Origin of the sequence: Desulfomicrobium macestii, from assembly GCF_014873765.1 — a bacterium.
Taxonomy (GTDB): Bacteria; Desulfobacterota; Desulfovibrionia; order Desulfovibrionales; family Desulfomicrobiaceae; genus Desulfomicrobium; species Desulfomicrobium macestii.
The window spans coordinates 39,918-61,630 of sequence record NZ_JADBGG010000020.1 but is presented as its reverse complement, the minus strand read 5'-3'; the positions used below and the strand labels follow the sequence as shown (position 1 = coordinate 61,630).

The 21,713-nt window shown below is 59.8% G+C and carries 18 protein-coding genes and 1 pseudogene; 14 read left to right on the top strand and 5 right to left on the bottom strand.

All coding sequences use genetic code 11. From position 1 onward, the window contains the following. Nucleotides 1–76: 76 nt before the first annotated feature. Nucleotides 77–1,135, top strand: a complete 1,059-nt coding sequence (cobT, locus tag H4684_RS13230; protein WP_192624096.1) for a nicotinate-nucleotide--dimethylbenzimidazole phosphoribosyltransferase — start codon at nt 77–79, stop codon at nt 1,133–1,135. A 92-nt stretch (nt 1,136–1,227) separates the two neighbouring features. Here the strand turns inward: cobT and hemC are convergent, their stop codons facing one another. Genes hemC through H4684_RS13215 form a run of 3 tightly spaced genes read right to left on the bottom strand, consistent with a single transcriptional unit; the run spans nt 1,228 to nt 3,060 of the window. Then, the gene (hemC, locus tag H4684_RS13225) at nt 1,228–2,163 is read right to left on the bottom strand and encodes a hydroxymethylbilane synthase (RefSeq protein ID WP_192624115.1); all 936 of its coding nucleotides are present in this window, start codon (nt 2,161–2,163) and stop codon (nt 1,228–1,230) included. Nucleotides 2,164–2,184: 21 nt separating this feature from the next. Beyond that, nucleotides 2,185–2,427 carry an FmdB family zinc ribbon protein gene (locus tag H4684_RS13220; RefSeq protein ID WP_092193945.1) on the bottom strand — a complete coding sequence of 81 codons (243 nt, stop codon included), beginning with the start codon at nt 2,425–2,427 and terminating at the stop codon, nt 2,185–2,187. A 9-nt stretch (nt 2,428–2,436) separates the two neighbouring features. Beyond that, nucleotides 2,437–3,060 carry a D-sedoheptulose 7-phosphate isomerase gene (locus tag H4684_RS13215; RefSeq protein WP_092193944.1) on the bottom strand — a complete coding sequence of 208 codons (624 nt, stop codon included), beginning with the start codon at nt 3,058–3,060 and terminating at the stop codon, nt 2,437–2,439. A gap of 433 nt (nt 3,061–3,493) precedes the next feature. Here H4684_RS13215 and H4684_RS13210 point away from each other — a divergent pair. The 12 genes and pseudogenes from H4684_RS13210 (at nt 3,494) to H4684_RS13155 (ending at nt 17,968) form a co-directional block, all read left to right on the top strand. Then, nucleotides 3,494–4,658, top strand: a pseudogene (locus H4684_RS13210) (ABC transporter substrate-binding protein). 118 nt (nt 4,659–4,776) lie between these two features. Next, the gene (locus tag H4684_RS13205; protein ID WP_092193942.1) at nt 4,777–5,691 is read left to right on the top strand and encodes a branched-chain amino acid ABC transporter permease; all 915 of its coding nucleotides are present in this window, start codon (nt 4,777–4,779) and stop codon (nt 5,689–5,691) included. A gap of 61 nt (nt 5,692–5,752) precedes the next feature. Next, nucleotides 5,753–6,829 carry a branched-chain amino acid ABC transporter permease gene (locus tag H4684_RS13200; protein ID WP_192624095.1) on the top strand — a complete coding sequence of 359 codons (1,077 nt, stop codon included), beginning with the start codon at nt 5,753–5,755 and terminating at the stop codon, nt 6,827–6,829. A gap of 48 nt (nt 6,830–6,877) precedes the next feature. Next, nucleotides 6,878–7,645, top strand: coding sequence for an ABC transporter ATP-binding protein (locus H4684_RS13195; RefSeq protein WP_192624094.1), 768 nt, complete (start codon nt 6,878–6,880; stop codon nt 7,643–7,645). Continuing rightward, complete coding sequence (locus H4684_RS13190; RefSeq protein WP_092193939.1) at nt 7,645–8,370, top strand: ABC transporter ATP-binding protein; 726 nt, start codon at nt 7,645–7,647, stop codon at nt 8,368–8,370. Before H4684_RS13195 ends, H4684_RS13190 begins: the two co-directional genes overlap by 1 nt. Before the next feature lie 76 nt (nt 8,371–8,446). Then, entirely contained in the window at nt 8,447–8,968 is a 522-nt protein-coding gene (thrB, locus tag H4684_RS13185) for a homoserine kinase (protein ID WP_192624093.1), read from the top strand. After that, nucleotides 8,965–9,561, top strand: a complete 597-nt coding sequence (locus H4684_RS13180; protein WP_192624092.1) for a hypothetical protein — start codon at nt 8,965–8,967, stop codon at nt 9,559–9,561. The genes thrB and H4684_RS13180 overlap by 4 nt, the downstream gene beginning before the upstream one ends. Nucleotides 9,562–9,590: 29 nt before the next feature. Beyond that, nucleotides 9,591–10,088 (top strand): hypothetical protein, encoded by a 498-nt coding sequence (locus H4684_RS13175; RefSeq protein WP_092193936.1) that lies wholly within the window; start codon nt 9,591–9,593, stop codon nt 10,086–10,088. 239 nt (nt 10,089–10,327) lie between these two features. Further along, complete coding sequence (locus H4684_RS13170; RefSeq protein ID WP_192624091.1) at nt 10,328–12,358, top strand: type VI secretion system Vgr family protein; 2,031 nt, start codon at nt 10,328–10,330, stop codon at nt 12,356–12,358. Next, a complete protein-coding gene (locus H4684_RS13165) occupies nt 12,355–13,254 on the top strand; it encodes a DUF4123 domain-containing protein (RefSeq protein WP_192624090.1) in 900 nt (299 codons plus the stop codon). Before H4684_RS13170 ends, H4684_RS13165 begins: the two co-directional genes overlap by 4 nt. Continuing rightward, nucleotides 13,245–16,751 carry a hypothetical protein gene (locus H4684_RS13160; protein ID WP_192624089.1) on the top strand — a complete coding sequence of 1,169 codons (3,507 nt, stop codon included), beginning with the start codon at nt 13,245–13,247 and terminating at the stop codon, nt 16,749–16,751. The genes H4684_RS13165 and H4684_RS13160 overlap by 10 nt, the downstream gene beginning before the upstream one ends. Continuing rightward, entirely contained in the window at nt 16,748–17,968 is a 1,221-nt protein-coding gene (locus tag H4684_RS13155) for a sel1 repeat family protein (protein WP_192624088.1), read from the top strand. Before H4684_RS13160 ends, H4684_RS13155 begins: the two co-directional genes overlap by 4 nt. 66 nt (nt 17,969–18,034) lie before the next feature. On the opposite strand, the gene H4684_RS13150 is transcribed toward H4684_RS13155, so the two are convergent. Beyond that, nucleotides 18,035–18,517 carry a hypothetical protein gene (locus tag H4684_RS13150; protein WP_192624087.1) on the bottom strand — a complete coding sequence of 161 codons (483 nt, stop codon included), beginning with the start codon at nt 18,515–18,517 and terminating at the stop codon, nt 18,035–18,037. 163 nt (nt 18,518–18,680) lie between these two features. Here H4684_RS13150 and H4684_RS13145 point away from each other — a divergent pair, with 163 nt between their 5' ends. Beyond that, on the top strand, nt 18,681–19,073 hold the full coding sequence (locus tag H4684_RS13145) for a MucR family transcriptional regulator (protein ID WP_092193926.1): 393 nt from the start codon (nt 18,681–18,683) through the stop codon (nt 19,071–19,073). 60 nt (nt 19,074–19,133) lie between these two features. On the opposite strand, the gene H4684_RS13140 is transcribed toward H4684_RS13145, so the two are convergent. Beyond that, nucleotides 19,134–21,680 (bottom strand): TIGR03960 family B12-binding radical SAM protein, encoded by a 2,547-nt coding sequence (locus H4684_RS13140; protein ID WP_192624086.1) that lies wholly within the window; start codon nt 21,678–21,680, stop codon nt 19,134–19,136. Nucleotides 21,681–21,713: the final 33 nt, after the last annotated feature.

Genomic DNA, 21,713 nt, shown 5'->3' with positions numbered 1-21,713 from the left:
GTTTTCTCCATCCTGTAGCCCTTTGAACGCGATAATTCGCATCAAAATAACGTGAAATTCCGGAGGCTTCATATCCATGCTTCAGTCCACCATCGCCAAGATCCGCCCCCTTGACCGCGCATTCTTCCAAAAAGCCCAGGCCCACCTCGATTCCCAGACAAAACCCAAAGGCAGCCTCGGTGTCCTGGAGCGGGTCGCCTGCCGACTGGTGGCCATGGCCGGTGGCGAAGCGCCCAGGGTCGACCCGGCCCGCATCTACACCTGCGCCGGGGATCACGGAGTGGCCGCCCAGGGCGTGAGCCTCTTCCCCCAGGAAGTGACGCGGCAGATGGTCACCAATTTCGTCATGAACGGCGCGGCCATCAACGTGCTGACCCGCACCGCGGATGTGGACCTCAAGGTCGTGGATGCGGGCTGCCTGGGCGGCAGGTTCCCCGAACACCCTGCCCTCGTCCAGTGCAAGGTCGCGCCCGGCACCAGGGATCTGAGCACAGAGGCGGCCATGAGCCGTGAGGAATGCGTAAGAGCCCTGGAGAACGGGATCGCCCTGGCCAAGGCCGCGCACGCGGACGGCATCGTGACCCTCGGCACCGGAGAGATGGGCATCGCCAACACAACCCCGGCCACGGCCCTCTTCTGCGCCTGCCTGGACCTGCCCCCCGCCGCCATCACCGGCCCCGGCACGGGCCTTGGGGCCGAAGGGGTGCGCCACAAGATCGCGGTCATCGAAAAGGCCCTGGCCCTGCATGCCCCCACCATCGCCAAGGCCGACCCCATCGATATCCTGGCCAGCCTCGGAGGATTTGAAATCGCGACCCTGGCCGGCATGATCCTTGGCGGAGCGAGCCTTGGCATGCCTCTGGTCATCGACGGATTCATCTCGTCCAGCGCCTATGTCGCGGCCCGCGCCATCTGCCCGCTGGTGGCCGAATACGCCTTCTTTTCCCACGCCTCGGCAGAACCCGGGTTCGCCGCCGTCATGCAGCGGCTGGAGGCCGCCCCGCTCCTGCACCTGGACATGCGCCTCGGCGAAGGCACCGGCGCGGCCATGGCCGTGTTCATCCTGCGCAGCGCGGCCAACCTCTACACCGACATGGCCACGTTCTCGGCGGCCGGCGTACACAGCGGAGAATAGCGACGAGCAGCCATGACCCTGCCCGAAATGTCAAAAGGGCGGGCGGAAAAACCGCCTGCCCTTTTTCGTTGCACTCCAGATCAGGATCCGACTCAGACCGCCGCGCCGCTCCGGTAGACCTCGTCGAGAATATCCTTGCCGCCGGCGGCCAGCACGGCCCGTGCCACATCCGCGCCAAGGGCGACGGCCGCGTCTGCCGGAGCCGTTGCCTGGCGGCGGATGACCCGCTCGCCGCAGAGATCGGCCACCAGGCCCGTGAGGGTGAGCTCCGAGCCGCTGAGGGTCGCGTAGCCGGCGATGGGCACCTGGCAGCCTCCGTCCAGACCGAACAGAAAAGACCGCTCCGCCTCCACGCAGACCTTGGAAGGCGCATGGTCCAGAAAGGCCAGAAGCTCGTCCAGCTGCGGCCGGTCGGCGCGGTACTCGATGCCAAGCGCCCCCTGGGCCACTGCCGGATAGAACATGGGCGGGGCCAGCTCCTGCATGTGCGGAGCGGAGAGTTCGAGGCGGTTCATGCCCGCCGTGGCCACGATGATGGCGTCGAATTCATCGGCCATGAGCTTGCCCACCCGCGTGTCCAGATTACCGCGCAGGGAGAGGATGCACAGGTCCCGGCGCAAACCCATGAGCTGGGTCTGGCGGCGCAGGCTGCTGGTCCCGACCCGGGCTCCGGCCGGAAGCGACGCGATGTCAGGGTAGTTGACGCTCAGGAAGGAGTCGGTAGGCACTTCGCGCTCGGGGATGATGCCGAGCTTGAGACCCTCGGGCAGCTGCGCCGGCACGTCCTTCATGGAATGCACGGCGATGTCGGCCTCGCCGGCCAGGAGGGCTTCCTCGATTTCCTTCACGAAAAGGCCCTTGCCGCCGATCTTGGCCAGGGGCACATCAAGGATCTTGTCGCCCTTGGTCTTAATGATGTTGAGCTCGACGGTCATGCCCGGATACTGGGCACGAAGCAGACCGGAAATGTGATGAGCCTGCCACAGGGCCAACTTGCTGCCACGGGTGGCGATGCGAATGGTGTTCATCAAGAATGGATCCTTAGGATTTTAGCCGCAGCTGGAACAATTGCCGCCGGAGCAGGTACCGCAACCGCTCTTGCCTCTGGTGGTGATGGCGCTGGCAGAGGGAGAGCCCATGACGATGGGGCCTCCGGTCCGGAACACGCCACGCGAAATGAGCTTGGTCGTGTCCGCGGCGCCGCAGGTCGGACAGACGGGCTGCTCCCCGCCGAGAACGATTTCCTCGAATTCCTTGTGACAGGAATTGCATACATATTCGAAGATGGGCATGTTTCCTCCTTATGGTTGCTCCGAACCCAGGAAAGGTTCGAGCTCCGCAACCGCTTCAAACAGATAATAGTCCACCAGACCGCACAGAAGGTGGCCGATGGCTCCGTGAATTTCCTGGACCAGGGGCGTCCGCGTGTCCGGTACGATGAGGGCGTGATGACAGTGAGCGAGCATGGCTCCGCCGCCGCCTCCGCCAAGACCCACCGTGACCAGCCCGTTCTCCAGGCCCACGCGCAGCGCCTCGTTGACGTTGGCGCTGCGACCCGAGGTGGAGATGCCGATCAGCACGTCCCCTGGGCGCCCCAGGGCCTGGACCTGCTTGCTGAAAATCCGGTCGAACGAATAGTCGTTGCCGATGGCGGTCAGGGCCGAGGTGTCCGTGGTCAGGGCGATGGCCGGCAACGGAGGCCGCTCCATCATAAAGCGGTTGACCAGCTCGGCCGCGAAATGCTGCGCATCGGCGGCGCTGCCGCCGTTGCCGCAGAAAAGGATCTTTCCGCCGGCCGTGAGGCTGAGAGCCATGGCCCGGGCCACTTCGGCCACCTGGGCGGCATTGTCGGCAAAAAAGGTCTTGCGCAGCACGGCGCCTTCATGCGCATGGTCCGTTATGATCTTGTGCACCCGCTCCGTCATGGACACCTCCCGGCTCGTTGAACAGGACCATGGTTTCTAAGTCCCCCCCTGCCCTTTGGCAAGGTTTTCTTCCTCGCATCAAGCCCGGCCTTTTGCACAAATATGTAAATATACCACGCAGGGGCGCTCTTTGTTTTGACAATTTCGACATCGAGCCCCCAAGTAAATACCCACCTGCCCTTTTTCAAAAATACCAATCCATCCGGATTGTCAAACATTGGCGCACTCTCAGGGACCGCATCTCGCCTTCGTGTCGTTCAGGCATAATGATTGCACAATCAATTCAGGGCTAAAGGTGCTGAATCACGAAGTTCTTTCGCGGGACCCGCAATTTCGTCGAAAAGCGTGCACGCACCTAAAATAACTTTCTTTTTTTGGTTATTTCCATTAGAAAAGCCATCACTTTGTAACACTTACTTCATGGAGGTTGTTTGTGAAGAAATCCGCCCGTGTTTTACTTGCCCTGGCATGTGTGCTGCTCTTTGCCAGCGGCTGCTGGAGCCGAGACCCTCAAGATCGGTTTCAACATCCCGCTGACCGGCGACATCCCCAAAGTGGGTGAAGAATCAAAGTTTGCCGCCGAGATGCTCAAGGAAGACATCAACGCCGCAGGCGGCCTTGATGTCGGTGGCACGAAGTACCAGCTCGAATTCATCTACGAAGACAACGAGTCCAAGGCTGAATCCGCCGTCTCCGCCGCCCTGAAGCTCATCGAGCGCGACAGCGTGCTGGCCATTGTCGGCCCCAACTCCAGCAAGCAGGCCGTTCCGGCCGGTCAGGTCTGCGACGACAACCAGACCCCGATGATCTCGCCCTGGTCCACCAACCCCGACACCACCAAGGACCGCCCCTGGGTTTTCCGCGCCGCCTTCCTTGATCCCTTCCAGGGTCCCGTGGCCGTCGACTTCGCCATGGAGCAATTCGGCGCCAAGAAGGCCGCCGTCCTCTATGCCCTCGACAACGACTACTCCAAGGGCCTGGCCGAAATTTTCCGTGATGACTTCAACGCCAAGAACGGCGCCGGCGCCGTTGTTGGCTTCGAATCCTACTCCTCCAAGGATCAGGACTTCAGCGCCCAGCTGACCACCATCCTGGCCGCCAAGCCCGATTTCATCTTCCTGCCCAACAACTACAACGAAGTTGCGCTGATCATCAAACAGGCTCACGACCTCGGCTGGAAGAACCCCTTCATGGGCGCCGACGCATGGGGCAACTCTGAGCTGATGGCGCTTTGCGGCGACAACTGCAAGGGCCAGTACTTCTCGACCCACTACGCGGCCGCCGGCGCCACCGGCGAAACCAAGGTCTTCATCGACCGCTACAAGGAAAAGTACGGCTATGAGCCCGCCGACGTGGCCGCGCTGACCTGGGATGCGACCAACATCGTGCTCAAGGCCGTCCAGAACACCGGCGGACTGTCCGGCAAGACCCGCGCCGACCGCAAGGCCATCCGCGACGCCATGGCCGCCATCCCCGAATTCCCGGGCATCACCGGCAACATGAAGTTCGACGCCGAAGGCGATCCCATCAAATGCGCGGTGGTCGTCAAGATCAGCGAGCAGGGCGAATTCGTGTTCACCAAATCCGTTTGCCCGTAACAGATTGATCAAGGTGCGCGGGGTTTGAACTCCGCGCACTTTTTTTGTTTCAAAGCCCGGCGGGGCCTTTCATTGTCAACAGAAGTCAACGGGACACTGGACTCATAGGGGAAAACTCGTGCTCGCAAGTATTATCCAGAACCTCTTCAACGCGTTTCAGTGGGGAAGTTTCTACTCCCTGATCGCGCTTGGCTATACGCTGGTGTACGGCGTGTTGCGTTTGATCAATTTCGCGCACGGCGACATTTTCATGGTTGGCGCTTACATCGCGTTCTTCATCGCCACGGCCATCCTGGGCATGGCCGTCTCGCTCCCGGGCTGGGTGGTTTTGGCCATGGTCATACCCTTGACCATGATCCTCACCGCTCTGGTGGGCGTATCGCTGGAACGCATCGCGTACCGGCCGCTGCGCCGCAAGGGCGCACATCGCCTATACGTCGTCATCACCGCGCTCATGTGCGGGCTGGTTCTTGAAAACGGCAACCTCGCGCTGCTCGGAGCCAGCCGCAAGAGCTTTCCCGAACTCGTGGACAAGGTCGTCTACACCGTCGGTGATCTGAGCATGACCAACCTGAAAATCGGAGTCGTGTTTTCAGCAATCCTGGTCTTCATCTTTCTGCATTTCATCGTCACCAAGACCAAGATCGGAATGGCCATGCGCGCCATCTCCTACGACAAGTTCGCGGTACCGCTCATGGGCATCCCCATCGATACGGTCATCGTCTTCACGTTCATTCTCGGTTCCTCTTTCGCCGGACTGGCGGGACTGCTTTTCGCCCTCTCCTATCCCATCCTGGACCCTTACATGGGCGCAATGATCGGCTGGAAGGCGTTCATCGCCGCCGTGGTCGGAGGGATCGGCGACATTCGCGGGGCTTTCCTGGGCGGCTTTCTCCTCGGTTTCGTGGAAATTCTCGTCGTCGCGGTTTTCCCGTCGACCTACAGGGACCTGATCGCTTTCGCCATCCTGATGACCATCCTGTGCATCAAGCCCACGGGCATGTTCGGCGTGGCAGGCACGACCAAGATCTGAAGACGGATACAGAATCGGATCGAGCGTTCTCTTCTTTTTCATTTGGTACTCGAGGAATTCAATGCGAAAACTAACCGTCCCCACGCTCCTGCTGGCGATTACCGGTGTGATAGTGTTCATGTCCCATCAGGAATACATCGACCTGTACATTCAGTCCGTCATCATGTTCATGGGCGTGAACATCATCCTGTCCAGCAGTTTCAACATCGTGAACGGCTACATGGGCGAGTTCGCCTGCGGGCATGCCGGATTCATGGCCGTTGGCGCCTACGTGACCTCCGTCATCAACGTGATGCTCTTCACCGACGACAAGGTCTTCGGCGCGGCGCTGCTGCCCCCGGAAACGGCCGTCTATCTCTTCCCCTTCACCCTGCTGATCGGCGGAGCCGCCGCAGCGGTGGCCGGCGTGCTGGTGGCCATTCCCTCGTTCAAGACCCGCGACGACTACCTGGCGATCATCACCATCGCGGCCAACTTCATCATCATCAGCACCATCATCAACATAGACAAGATCGGCGGCGCCAGAGGCTTCATGGGCATGAAGAAAGTGCTCTTCGCCATGAGCGACAGCTACGACATCCCCTGGATTCTGCTCTGGGTCATCGTCTTCACCTTCGGCACGGTGTTCATCATCCGCCGCTACGTGACCTCGACCTACGGCAAGGGCATCATCGCCATCAAGCAGGACGAGGTGGCCGCGGAGATTATGAGCGTCAACACCAACAGGATGAAGCTGGTGGCCTTCATGCTTTCAAGCGGCCTGGCCGGCATCGCGGGCGGCCTCTTTGCGCACATTCTGGGCTACATCAACCCGAATTCCTTCGGAATCCTGAAGTCGACGGAATGCCTGGTCATGGTCTATCTTGGCGGAATGGGCTCGCTCAGCGGCTCGGTCATCTCCGCGATCCTGTTCACCCTGCTTCTGGAATCGCTGCGCTTCATTATTCCCTGGATGGACACCGCCATGCACTACGTGCACCTGCTCCCCGACAGCTATGAGCTGAGTCAGGTCTGGAAATGGGTCATCATTCCCCTCATCCTCATCCTGCTCATGCAGTTCAGGCCCGAAGGCATCATGGGCAATCGGGAGCTGTCCGACATCTTCCCGAAACTGAAAAAATTCTACTCGTTCAAGTAACGCGCTCACAACAGCGAAAAGCGATAGTATTCATCATCCGGAGCTTCTATGTCCCTTTTGCAGATTCAAAACATGACAAAAACCTTCGGCGGCCTGTGCGCGGTGTCGGACTTCTCCATTGCCATCGAAGGCAACGAGCTCATGGCCCTCATCGGTCCCAACGGAGCGGGCAAGACCACGGTGTTCAATCTGGTGTCCGGATTCTATTCGCCGTCGGAAGGGTCCCTGGTCTTCAAGGGCAAGTCCCTGGCCGGTCTCAAGCCGCATCAGGTCACGGCCATGGGAATAGCGCGGACCTTCCAGAACATCCGCCTCTGGCACGACATGACCGTGCTTGAAAACATCCAGATCTCCCAGCACTACAACCTCGGCTACAACCTTGTGGACGCCTTCCTGCGCACCCGTCGCTACATGGGCAACGAGAAGCGCATCGCCGACCGGGGCTATGAGATCCTCGAAGCCCTCGATCTGCGGCAGTTCGCCGAGGAAAAGCCCAAGAACCTCCCCTACGGCCTGCAAAGACGCGTCGAAATAGCGCGCGCCCTGTCCATCAACCCGTCGCTGCTGCTGCTCGACGAACCTGCGGCCGGGCTCAACTCGTCCGACGTCAACGATCTGATCAAGCTCATCGGATGGATTCACGACGAGTTCAAGATCGCCATCTGGATGATCGAACACCAGATGGACGTGGTCATGTCGCTGTGCTCCTGGATCAAGGTCGTCGATTTCGGCGTGACCATCGCGGAAGGAACTCCGGAACAGATCCAGAACAATCCGGATGTCATCAAAGCTTATCTTGGAGACGAGAATATATAATGCTGCTCGAAGTCAAAAACCTCTATGTGAAGTACGGCAACATCGAAGCCTTGCACGGCATCTCCTTCACCGTGGCCAAGGGTGAAATCGTCACCCTGATCGGCGCCAACGGCGCGGGAAAAACGACCACCCTGCACACCATCACCCGCGTCCCGCCGCCGGAAGGGCCGAAGATCACCCAGGGCGACATCCTCTACGAGGGCAAGAGCATGATCGGCACGGAAGCGCACAAGGTCGTGCAGGACCTCAAGATCGCCCTGTCCCCCGAGGGAAGGCACATCTTCGGCAACCTGACCGTCGAGGAGAACCTGCAGCTCGCCACCTATGCGCGCAAGGACAACGACCAGATCCAGGTGGATTTCAAGCGGGTCTACGACCTCTTCCCCCGGCTCTTCGAGCGCCGCAAACAGCGCAGCGAATCCCTGTCCGGCGGCGAGCAGCAGATGCTCTCCGTGGGCCGCTCGCTGATGACCGGAGCCAACTTCATCATGCTCGACGAACCCTCCATGGGGCTTGCGCCGCTCCTGATGTACGACATGTTCCGGGCCTTGAAGGAACTCAATTCCCAGGGCATGACCCTGCTTTTGATCGAGCAGAACGCGCGTATCGCCCTGCAGTTCGCGCACCGGGGCTATGTGCTCGATACCGGGGCCATCGTCGCCTCGGGCAATGCCCGGGAACTGATGAACAACCCCGACGTGAAAAAAGCGTACCTCGGAGGCTGACGGCCTCGGCGCCTCCCGTGTTCCAACAAGCCCGGGCGTCATGCTTGGGCTTCATTTTTTTTGACGGATCGAAAGCATGAATCACCAGAACATCATCCTCATCGGCATGGCCGCCACAGGCAAATCGACCCTTGGCAGGCGTCTGGCCAGGCGGCTGGACTGGGCCTTCGTGGACACGGACCTGCTCATGGAAGCCTGGTGGGGCGCGCCCCTGCAGCAGATCAGGGATCACCTGGGCCTTGAGGCCTTCGTGCAGGCCGAAGCGCAGCAGATTCAGCGCGTGCACTTGAGCCAATGCGTCATCGCCACTGGCGGCAGCGTGGTCTATTCCGAGGCGGCCATGGCCCATCTGCGTGGCCAGGGGCACATCGTCTACATACAGTCGTCCTTTGAGACCATCTCTCACAGATTGACCAATCCGACCTCCAGAGGACTGGCCATCGGCCCCGGCCAGACCCTCAAAGACCTTTACGACGAACGCGCCCCCCTGTATGCACGCTACGCCCAGCTGACGGTGGACACTGACGGAGCAACTCCCGATCAATCCTGCTCCGCCATCATCCTTGGACTATCCCGAACCACACAGGACGAGCCGTGATCAAGAAAATACTTCCCGCCCAGGCCTTCCGGAAACTGGCCGCTCTCTACGCCGACATGCAGACCAGCTACTCCGCCCACGCGCAGACCCTGGGCCTGAGCTGCGACGGTTGCCCGCAAAACTGCTGCACCAGTTTCTTCCAGCACCACACCCGAATCGAGTGGGCCTATCTGCTGCAAGGCCTTCAGGAGCTGCCTGCCGACCGCCGGGCCGTCTACGAGGAGCGGGCGCGCGCCTATGTGCGCGAGGCCACGGACGCCCTGTCCCGGGGCGAACGCCCGTCGATCATGTGTCCGCTGAACGACGACGGGCGCTGCGGCGTCTACGCCCACCGGCTGATGATCTGCAGGCTGCACGGCGTGCCCAACAGGCTGCGCTACCCCGATGGCCGCGCCATCGATTTCCCAGGCTGTTTCCGCAGCCAAGAGCTGTGCGCCGGGGCGGACTCCTTTCCTGTCCTGGACCGCACTGCGCTCTATACCAGGCTCATGGAGCTCGAAGTGCAGTTCGTCGGCCCCAGGCAAATCCGCGCCCTGCCCCGGGTTGATCTGACCCTGGCCGAGATGATAGTGCAGGGCAGTCCCAAATTGTGATGATCACGATGAAATGCAAGGAGACGAGCATGCGTCCACGTCTGATATTTTCGCTTGTGATTGCGGTTTTGCTGCTTACGGGGTGCGCGCATCTGAGCGTCGTGCATCTGGACAAGAACCCCTGGACCCTCGGTCAGCAGGAGACCCTTGTCATGCGCTACTGGGAATTCAACTACACGAGCCGCCTGGAGGATAACAGGCTGATCGTCTCCGGCACGGCCATTCCCGTGGCCGGCGCCATCCCCGAATGGGCGACCTGGATTCAGGACCTGTGGATGCAGATCTACCTCAGCGACGACCAGAGCCGCGTCCTGGCCAAGGACCTGCGCCTCTACCTGCCCACGAGCCTGGACCACGAAAAGGGCGTACCCTTCGAATTCCACCTCACGCCCGAATCACTGGGCTCGTCCGGCCCGCTGTACATCTCTTTTGGCTACCGCATGGAACTGACGGCGGAAAAAAACACGCTGGGCGCGGCCGGAACCTCGCAGGTGTTCTTCGCCAGCCAGGGGGCGCTCTTCCAGTAAGCCCCCGTCGTTTTTAAGACGCATGAAAGAACCGCGGGCGCGAGCCTGCGGTTCTTTTTTGCACCCTGCGATCTCGGGTTTCATCTCCCGTCTGCGTCTTCGCAAACCCATCGCATACCCCCTCCTGATCCCCAGACAATTACCCTGAAATTACACATCCTCCCCAATGCGCGGTCTGGAACTAGCTGGCAACATGGATAGAAAACGTCCGCCAGCCAAACTGCGGACAGGGAGGTTCCATGCCGCATCCGCCGCCAGCCGACACCCAGTGGTTCACGTTCAGCACACCATCCGAAACAGGCCTTGGAGTCTACGCCTTTTCCGGGGCCGAAGAAGTCCACAAACCCTTCGAATATGAAATCGAGCTCGTTCACGACTCTGCGCGCGTCGATTTCGCAGAGCTTCTGCGCAAGCCGGCCTGTCTGAGTATAGCCGACAAAAGCGGCGGAGTCCGTCATGTGCATGGCATCATCCGCGGACTGTCACAGCTGCATTCAACCAAGTACCACACCCATTACCGCTGCCTGCTTGTCCCGCGCCTTTGGTTCCTGGGCCTGACCACGGACCACCGCATCTTCCAGAACATGAGCGTGCCGCAGATCATCGAGCAGATCCTCAAAGAACAGAACTTCACCGGGGATTCGTACGCCTTCAAATGCTTCTTCGACTACGCACCCCGCGAATACTGCGTACAGTACGGCGAAACCGCGCTGCATTTCATCTCCCGGCTGTGCGAGGAGGAAGGCATCTACTTCTATTTCGAGCACTCCGAGGACCGGCATGTGCTCTGCTTTTCGGATCGCGAGGGCGGGCCTTTGATAGAGGGCGAAAGCACGCTGCGCTTCCATCCCGGCGCGGGCACGGAAACGGACGATGCCACCATAAAATCCATCGAACTCAGCCAGACCATAGGCAGCGACTCCGCCACTTTCAGGGAATGGAACTTCGAGAAGACGCGCCTCGGCCTCACGGCCGCCCAGACCGAGACGGACGCGCGCAAGGCACCGGTTCCGCCGGGCATGATGCTTGAGCAGTACCGTTATCCGCACCTCTACCGGCAGCAGAAGGAAGGCAAACGCTACGCCGACATCGAGATGCTCAGGCACATGAGCCAAAGCCGCCGCATCGACGCCAGAACCGACGTGTCGCGGATGATCCCCGGGTTCACCTTTGAACTCCACGGTCATGCACGCCCGGACATGAATTCACGCTGGTGGCTCGTGCGCGTCGAACACCGGGGCGAGCAGCCGCAGGTGCTGGAGCACGAGGCCCCCGACCGGGGCATGACGTACGCGGCCCATGTTCAGGCGATCCTGAACACGACGCGCTTCGTACCCGCGTCGGAGCATCGCAAGAGGCGCATCGTGAGCAGGCAGACGGCCATCGTGACCGGCCCGGCGGGCGAGGAGATCTTCCCGGACAAATACGGCCGCGTGAAGGTGCAGTTCCACTGGGACAGGAAGGGCGCCCACAACGAAAAAACGACCTGCTGGATCAGGGTTGCCCAAGGCTGGGCCGGAAGTCAGTACGGGACCCTGACCATCCCCAGGATCGGGCACGAAGTGGTCGTCTCCTTCCTGGAGGCGGACCCGGATCGGCCGCTGATCACCGGCCGGGTCTACAACGCCGCAAACCCGGTCCCCTACCAGCTGCCCGAAAACAAGACGCGCACGGTCCTTAAAACCCTGTCCTCGCCGGGCGGCGGAGGCTTCAACGAGCTGCGGGTCGAAGATAAAAAGGGCCAGGAAGAAATCTACGCCCACGCCGAAAAGGACGTGAACGTCCACGTCAAGAATGATTGGAAGGAACACATCCTGCGCGACCAGCACCGCACCATCGACAATTTTTCCTACTCACTGGTGAAAGGCGAGGACCAGCAGACAGTGGAAAAAGACCGCAAAGTCGAGCTGCTTTCGGACGACCACCTGACGGTCAGGGGCAGCAGCCACGGCAGCATCGGCCGGAAATGGCTGCTGCGCACAGGAGGCGAGGTCCACGCCAGAGCTGGCGTCAAGACCGTGCTGGAGGCCGGGAGCGAGCTGACCCTCAAGGTCGGCGGCAACTTCGTCAAACTCAACGCCTCCGGGATCACCATCGTCGGCAAGAACGTGAAGATGAACGCCGGAGGCGGACCGGGTTCGGGGTCTGGAGCGAGGCCGCTTTTGCCGATTGTTTCGGAAATTCCGGATGTCCCGCCGGGTCCGAAGGCCGAATGTCTGTGCAAGGCATGCGAAGACCGCGAGGGTTTCATCCATACGGAGGACTCATGATCAAGGCGACTACGTTGGTCGATGAGTGGTTCCGGCTCCAAGTCGAATCCGGACGCCGCACCTGGCTGCTCCTGGAAGGCGCGGCAAAGAACGACTGCCTGCAAGACATTTTCAGCCTTGAGCAGAATCCTCAATACGCATTCCTGTTTGCGTCGAACCCGTCACTTGGAGCATTGCTCTCCCTGAGCCCCATGCTGGTGAGCGTAACCGCGCAAAGCCCTCTGGTGGAGTGGTTTCTCACGGAAGATCGATGTTCCTGTCTCGGCGTCTTTCTTTCGGGACCGGGCGATCTCGAAACGACCGCCGCCACGCTGACCCAGGCTATTTTTCCGTCCAGGGAAGCAGGGGGCCACACCTTGTGCCGATGGCAGGACCCGCAGGTGCTGTGCGACTGCATGCAGATTCCGGCAGTGTTTCCGCTTGTGGTGCGAGGCCTGTTCTCCATTCTTTTGCGCGCCGACATTGCCGAGAGCATCGGAGCCTGGATCCATTGCGAAATTCCGGAAGACCGAACGCAGGTGCGTGAAGCGTTGCGCATCCCGCTTTCCTTTCTGGACGACTTCCATGAACTCCGGGAAACGCGGCTTCTCGATCGTCATATCGCGACGTTGAAGGGCGACCTCACAGAGCGCGAAAAAACCTTTTCGAGGCGTTTTCACGGCTGCGATGTCCGTATTCTGTCCAGCCGCTCCCACGGACCCGTCAACGAGGCCGAACGGGAAGGGGTCAGGGCCGAATGCCACGAATTGCAGAAGAAATACGGCATCACAGACTTCTCACAACTTTTGGATATCCGAACGCTGCTGCACGGCAACCCGGAGTCGACCGGAGACTTCGATGCGCATCTGCTGAAGACGACCATACCCGCTCACCGGAGGATCGCCTTATGCCGCTAATCAATGAGGTAAAAATCATCCCTTGCAGTTTCAGACACATCATCCCCGTACGCTTCGCTCTCTGCACGCACACGGACTGCACCATTCCGGACAACGTATTGAAGGCCTTCAAGCCGGGCGCGAACCTGCCCGAGGTCAATCACGCCTACACCCTGCGCACCCTGGACAGCGGATATGTCTTAGCCACGTGGAACTCCAACCCCACCGAAGAAAACATTGCCGTCTTCGCTGCCAAGGGCGGCAGACTGACCATGCTTGACGGACCCCGCAGCACGGGGTTTGCGAGCAGGCCGGACACCATTGCGGTGCCACGGGAGGTGAGCCAGCTCTACATGCTCTTCATCCGCATCCCCAAGTCCGAGGAGGAGTTCCCAAGCGAGCGCGACAAGGAAGTCTGGAAAGAGATGCGCAGGAACCTCGCGGCCGATCCCTACGAGCAGATGCAACTCGTGACCCTCGGCAAGGCGGTGAACCCCGGACTGCGCCAGTACTCCTATGAAGCATCCCCAACCTGCTTTCATGCCGACGACCTGCCCAACCATGTGGAGGAATACGCCGAAGAGCCCGGCTGCCTGCTGCGGCTGCGCCAAGAGGGCGCGGGGGTCAACCTTTTCGAGGAACGCAAACCGGCGGAAAGCAAGGAATGGTCGCCGCAGGAACTGTGCGGCAGACTCTCCCCCTGGAAACGCTGGGATGCCTCGGCCTCGCCCTTTAGCGCCAAACCGTTGCCGGAGTCGACACACCACGACACCCACGTGGCCTGTCTGGCCGACCCCGTGGGCATGATCTACGACATGGTCGCGGCGTATAGCGCGGGGCTGGAAGATCTGTCCCTGTATGCGCGTTGGCACGAACCCATGATCGTTTCGGGGGAGCTGACCAGGCTGTATGCGGAGTCGAAGGGGAGAAAGGACAATCGCGTCATCAAGCCGCCCGTCAGGCCCGGCGACTGCCATTACGAACCTGAGCAGCCACGGGCAGCGTTCCTGCCGGACCTCGCTCCCTACAACAATTTCAAACGAAGCCACTCCGAAGCGCTGGAATATCTGGAGGATCGCCTGAATTTCATCACCGGGAGCTGGCAGGCCCTCGTGCAGGACACGAGGCCCATCTACTCCTTCCAGTTCCAGCTCGGGAATTTCTTCCTGAGCGACGACCAGAAAAAGCCTTACCCGGTGGACCCCGCCACGGCCTTCAACAGCGATGAAATCCCGGCCGATCCCCTGACCGTGGCCCGCCTGGCCATCCTGGCCGGAGCGTTTCACAATATCGCCGCCCGGCTCCCGTCCTTCGTCGTTCTGGACGGTCTCTTTTCCCAAGGATCACCCTTTCTCGGGCTTTTCGAGCGGATCGTGGGCGAAGGGTCAGTGCCCGGCAATGAATACGGTCTTCTTCTGACACAGCTGACCTCGTACATGGCGGATCGCTCCAAGAAAGCGGGGACGGCCGCAAGAGTCCAGCCGATCATCACCGCCTTCAACAGGCGTCTGGGTTTCCCACCCGCCGAGCCTTCGAGAACCCTGGCCGACGGGTCCTTCGCGGCTCAGGTCTGGGTCAATTCCGAATTCTACCCCATCCCCGGAGAGGCCGAAACCGCCGATGACTCCGCAGTGAAGAAGACCTTCGACACCCTCCATTCGGTAGTCGGCGCCTTCACCATGCCCTTGGAGATATTCCTCAAAAAGGAATTCGATAAACTCAAGACGGCAAAAAACCAGTGCGAAATTGCGGAGCGGGAATACAGAAGCGCCAGCCTGGGAATTGGGAAACTTCGCAAGGAAGAGGCTTTCTGGGCGGCGAAAGTCAAACGCGCCCAAGCCAATCTTAAAGAAGCTGAGAAAGGGAGCCAGAGGGCGTGGTCCGATTATCTCATCTCAAAGACCAGATACGCTCCGGCTCTCGACGCGGAAAAACTCAGACTCAAACAAGCCGAGCAATCCTTTGCCTCAGCGAAAGCTGGATGGAACAATGCCAAGGACGCCCTGACTCGGGCAACGCTCGATCCGCTGGGGTCAGGCAAGCAAATGCGCCAGATCGAGAGAGAAATCCAGCAAGCCAAAACAGCCCTGATCTCGGCGCGCACGGAACTTATCCACAGCTACGAACGACACACGGGCGCCATGGGCATGCCTCTGCGCTCGTCCGACCTGCGCGTGTCCACCCATGCCAAAATCCAACAAAAGCGGGACAGGATCAAAAGTCTGCGCGAGGAGCAGGCGCAAGCATGGCAAGCTCTGGCCCTCAGCGATAGCATGGAGCAGAAGGCCCTGTCCGATCTGCAAGAGAATATTCTGACGTGGAGGCAGAGCTATGAGTTGCGCACCAGCACAAAAATCGAACGAGCTATTGCCAGGACAGGTTTCGATCAAACCCAGATAAATCACATCCAGACAGAAGCCCGTTTCCATTTCGTGACTTCCCTTGGCCGGGCCGTCAACGCGCTGGATGGATGCATGAGCGGGATCAACCTGATCATGACGGCCTTTCAACTCACGGACGAATTGAAGTCCGCTCGCAAGGACCTTGCGCCCTTCCTGCGCGATGTCGCCTCCGTGACGGCCGACGGCCTTGTAGTGCTGGAAATGGCCTTGGCGAAACGCGTACGCATACACTCGTTCCGCCTGCTCACTGTCCTGTTTCACCAGATCACCGGCCTTGCCCTCGGCCTGGTCATGGACACTCTGGATGTCTTCAAACTGATGCGAAACAAGGACTTTGACGCGGCTGCCGTGACCTTCATGGGTGGCCTGGCCACCTTTGCGCTCGGAGCCGTCGCAGTGACCACATCCTCGCTGCTGTGCGGCGCGGGGGCCTTCATCGCGGGCATGGGGACGCCCCTTGCTGCCGATCTCTTCAAGGACGATACTTTGGAGACCGCCGCCAAGAACAATTACTGGGCGGACGCCTCCACCCGAAAAATTCTGGACAGCAGCCCCATTTTTGATCCGTTCGGAAAAACAATAGTCTTCTCTTCGCCGCAAGAGCAGGAAGCGAAAGCGGCCTGGAAGGATTTCTTCGCACACGTACATAAAGACGTGGGAGCCCTCTACAGCCCCCGCATCGAGATGGGCCTCGCTGCCGGAAACAGGCTGCAGGTGGTCACGAGCTGCATTTCCGGGGCAATCCTCGGCCCTGTCGCAGCCGGTGTCGGCGTCATCGTGCGCAATGCGTCCGGGACTGGCGGCGTGACCGTCGATCTGGACGGCGGGCAACTGGCCCGAGAGCCTCAGGACTACACAGTGGATGGAATCCAGAAGACCGTGCTCGAGTTCGATGTGGCCAAGATCCTGCTTCTCGTGAAGGATCGCCTCGAAAAAACACCAGGACCGGGCGACTACTCCATTGCCCTGCCCTCTGCCGTATTCCACATGTTCAATGATGATATGGAACTCTTCTCTTCAGCACGGAGCTTCCTCGATGTGTCGCTGCAGCGCGACGTCACGGCCGAGGACTTTTCGGAGAACGACATCGCCCAGACCCAGGGGAATTTCTCATGACGGAAACTCTAGCAATGAAGAAAGCGGCGATGAAATATTTCATCATCTCCTTCGCAATGCTTGCCTGCCATCTCTCTCTTATGCTCACGGCGCACGCCACCCCGGCCGAGCAGGCAAAGTTCTTTTACGAGGAAGCTTCGGGACCTGCCGATGAGGAACTGTCCACTGATGTAGAGTTCATTCGGTATGCTTATAAAACAACGCTATCGGCCACCGGAAATGGTTTAAACGCATTCGAAAAACAGAGAGAACTTCGTAACCTCATCGAAAAAGGGCTCGCAGGCGACATCCACGCCCTGGCCATGGCCGCTGTCCTTCCGCACGTGGACCCGGAGTTCTCTGAAGGTATCGATGTTTCATCCATAGAAGCGTGGCTCATCCGACATCTTGGCGAGGGCGAGGGCCACTGGCTTTTAGGCATGTTCTACCTGCACTGGCTCTCCGGCTTTCCTCCCCTGAGTCATGCACCGGTGTACGTGAACGGCCCGAAGCATTTCCGCAAAAGCGCTCTGGCGGGAAACCGCAAGAGCATGATGTTCATCAGCGACTACTCTTTCAAGGGAGACGACTTCACACCCCTGCCAGGGCAAGAAATCAAAAACCCCATGCCTGATTACATCGCCAAGGGTGAAAGGGAGAAATGGTACTGGGTGGTCCGTGCAGCGGAACTCGGAGATGCGTGGGCGAATTATTTCGCAGGGGCTGCGTATGCAAGAGACCGCGCTGAGCGCCCTTTGGATGAATCATGTCAAATGACTGTGCATTATTGGGATCAATCCATAAGGAATGGCGACGCTGATACTGGAGCAATGTTGGTATTCCTTTATGAGGACGGCCAAGAGCGTAGAGATGATATGTACTTAGCCATCAAACAAGACTGTAAAAAAGCTTTTTTTTATTCTGCGTTGATGGCCAGACTTGAAAATAATGGCGAGTTTTCAACAAACCGAAATATTTCTTCGACAGGAGCAAATGCCGAAATCTATGCCCAAAAATTCCTCAAAGGCATCCCCAAAATCAACTTCGTCCCCTGCATGACCCAGTCCGAATACGAAGCCGCCCTCAAGGAAAGCAAGATCGCCTACGACGAGTTCAAGGCCCGGCAGGCCGAGGAAAAAGCGGCCCAGCAGGCCCTCTACGACAAGGCCCGGGAAGCCCTGCCTGAGCTTAGGGCTGAACTTCCGGCCGTGGGCGTGAAAATGGGTGACGGGCAGTAGCCATACTGCTGCCCGTCACCCATTTTGTCCGAGAATTATGTCCGAAACCCGACGCTCAAGCGTTTTTCAGTTCATGGCTCCGTGCTCGCCCTGCATCTGCAGCTTGAGGGACTGAAGCAATTGCTGCGCCTTCTCCGTCGTCTTCCATTCACCGTAAATCTGCATCCAGTAGTCGAACCCGAAGATCTTCTGCATGAGCTGATCTTCATGCAGATCCACCCAGGTGTCGAACAGATACATCTCAACTGAAAAATCCTTGCTGTCCAGAACCTTCAAAACGGTGTTGGCCGGGTATTTCTTGCCTTCGAAGTTGACCTGGAGAAACTCGACCACGGCCTGCTGGGACAGCTCGGGGGACAGGGGACGGCCTTGCACGCTCTCCGCCAACTCCCAGTATTCGGGGAATTTGGCCTGCATCTGTTTTTCCTGCTCTTCAGTCAATTTAATAAAAAGGCTGCCATCCTGCTCTTCGATAAAATAATAGCGAAGCCAAAATTCAAAATGAAAAACCTGGGCCATGTCGTTCATCGCATTGTGCGGAATTGCCATTTTTTTCTCCCTGTAGCGTTATTATCGATTAGTTTTCCTGAATGAAAAAATATCGTGCACTCAATTTTGGATGTATCACCGTAAACATTTATAGCGTGTTGACAAATTTACAGAACGAAACTAACCCTACTAATTACAAATACGCGATAGTTGGAGGTTACACATGGAAGATTATGTAAAACAAGCGCTCGAAATCGTCAAAGCACAAGCCAGTGTGCGCAACATGACCGAGGAAGAGCTGACGTCCATGATTCGTTCGTTGACCGAAGGAATCAAGAACGTCGCCGAAGGAAACCAGCCCGAACCCGAAGCAACCCTGTCTCTTGATGATGCCAAAAAAGCCATCCGCGAAAAAAGCATCATCTGCATGGAATGCTCGAAGTCGTTCAAGGTGCTGACCAAACGCCACCTGGCAACCCACGGCCTCACCCCCGAAGAATACCGGGAAAAATGGGGCTACAAGAAGGGCACGTCCCTGGTGGCCAAATCCCTGGCTCGTGACCGCCGCAAGAAGATGCAGGACATGAAGCTCTGGGAAAAACGGGTCAAGAAGTAATCTTGCCTCTGTACCAACCGGAAAGGCGAAGCACTTGCTTCGCCTTTTTCATTTTGCGCCTCAGAAAAACTGGGCCGTCTTGATCAGCCGTCCCTGCAGCATCGTGAACTCCGGATCCACGGCCTGCAGCACGAAGATGGGGCTGACATAGAGGGTCTGCCAGTCGAAATCGATGACAAAGCCCTTTTCGTCTTCCGTGATGGACTTGACCATGGGCCGTACGTCCACTTCTCCGGGTTCACCCTTCTTGGTCCGCTTGAACACCTTCCACTCCGCCGCCTCCAGAAAGGCCGGAAGCCGGGCCGCGAAGCGCTGGCTGTCTTCCGCGCTCACGAACCCAAGGGAAAAACGCTCATGGTTCGAGATGGGCGCCTTGCCCTGACAGGGCAGCTCGTCCACCTTGACCACGCGCATGCCCTGGGGCAGCTCGGCTTCAAGCAGGACGGGCAGATCCTTGACGACCATGTGCTCGCGCACGAAGAAATCCATCCACTCGCAGATGCTGCCGACGCCGACCGGCAGTGCCCGGGCAAAGGACAGGAGCGGCGCGGGGTGGAAGCCGCTGCTGAAAGCCAGGGGCATGCGCGCGCGGCGGAACGCACGCTCGAAAATCCGTTGCAGTTCAAGCTGGCTGAGGTACATGGCTGGGCCGGTCTTGGAGTACCACAGGCGAAAGCGCTGCTCCTTGTTGTGCAGGTCGATGAAGGGAGCCGCGTTTTGAGTTGGCGGCTCGTCCACCAACCCGGCGTCTTCCTGATCTCGGGTGGCGCGGTTGATGACCGGGACGATGTCATGGCCTGCCGCCTGGCGCGTCAGTTCGGATTCGCGACCGTCCAGGTTGCAGACCCCGCAGGACCGGCAGGCCTCGTAGCGGCAGTCGGGAGTGGCGGCCTCTTCCAAGGCGCGGCGGCGCTCGGTGAGCAGATATTTGCGGCTCACCCCGGAGGCGAGGTGATCCCAGGGCAGTGGCTGCTCTGGATCGCGTTCGCGCAGATAGGACTCCGCATCGATGCCGGTTTCGGCAAAGGCCTCAAGCCACGGCTCTAGGCGCAGATGATCGGACCAGCTGGTGAAGAGCGCGCCCTTGGCGTAGGCGGCCTCCAGGGCGGGAGCCAGGTGCCGGTCGCCGCGCGAGAAGACCCCTTCGAGCCAGGTCATGTGCGAATGGTGCCACTTGAGCTTGAGCTTCTTGTAGGGACGGAAGATGTTGCGCAGATAGGCCAGCCGTTCCTCGATCTCGGCCATGGAGATCTGCCGCTCCCACTGAAACGGGGTGTGCGGCTTGGGCACGAACGGCGAGACCGCCGCCGTGACCTGAAGGCGCCTGACGTTCTTTCCGGCGCTGGCCGCGACCTTCAGGCACAGATCGAGAATGCCGTGCAGATCCTCGCGGGTCTCCGTGGGCAAGCCCATCATGAAATACAGTTTGACCTGCTGCCAACCCAGGCGAAAGGCCTTCTCCGTGTGATCGAGCAGCTCGTCCTCGGTCACGCCCTTGTTGATGACGTTGCGCAGCCGCTGGGTGCCTGCCTCGGGGGCCAGGGTCATGCCCGTGTGCCGGATCTTGCCCATGAGCCGCATGAGATCCTCGGAAACGGAGCCCACGCGCAGGGACGGCAGGGAGATGGAGACCTGCTCCTGCCTGCAATGGCTGTAGGATGACAGGAAAAGAGCTTCCAGCGCGCTGAAGTCGCCGGTGCTGAGCGACAGGAAGGACAATTCCTCGCTGCCCGTCTCGGCCAGGCCGCGATCGATGATGGAGCCGAGCACGTCCACCTCGCGCTCGCGCACGGGGCGGTAGATCATGCCCGCCTGACAGAAGCGGCAGCCACGGGTGCAGCCGCGCGCGATCTCGACCGAATAGCGGTCATGCACGGGCTTGCCGAAGGGCACTATCTGTCGCGTCGGAAAGGAGACCGCATTCATGTCCATGACGATGCGCTTCTCGACCCGGGGCATCTCGCCGTCCAGCGGGCGCATGGCCCCATGGCCGTCGTCCTCGAAAAACGAAGGCACGTACACGCCGGGCACCTCGGCCAGGCGCCTGATAAGTTCGCCTCGGGCCCAGCCTTCGTCCTTGCCGCGCGCGATGAGTCCGAGCATCTCGGGCAGGATTTCCTCCCCGTCGCCAAGCACCATGACATCGACAAAAGCGGCCAGCGGCTCGGCGTTGAAGGTGCAGCCTCCTCCGGCGATGACCAGCGGATGCCCGTCGCCACGCTGCGCCGCACGCAGGGGAATCCCCCCCAGATCGAGCATGTAGAGCACGTTGGTGTAGCACAGCTCATGGGTGATGCTGAAGAGCACGCCGTCCAGATCCCTGAGCGGCGTGTCACTCTCCAGGGTGGCCAGGGGCGTGTCGTGGGCCCGGAGCACCTCGGCCACGTCCTCGGTGGGCGCGAAGACCCGCTCGGCGTAGAAATGTTCCGTGCCGTTGACGATGTCGTACAGAATCTTCTGTCCAAGATAGGACATGGCCACTTCGTAGAGATCCGGAAAGGCCAGGGCCACGTGGGCGCGGACCGTTTTCAGGTCCTTGTGGACGCTGTTGATCTCGGTGCCGAGGTAATGACTGGGGCGGGAAAAGAGGGGGAGCAGAGCCTTCATGGGTCCTTGCCGTGCGCGGGGCCGGGCAGAAAA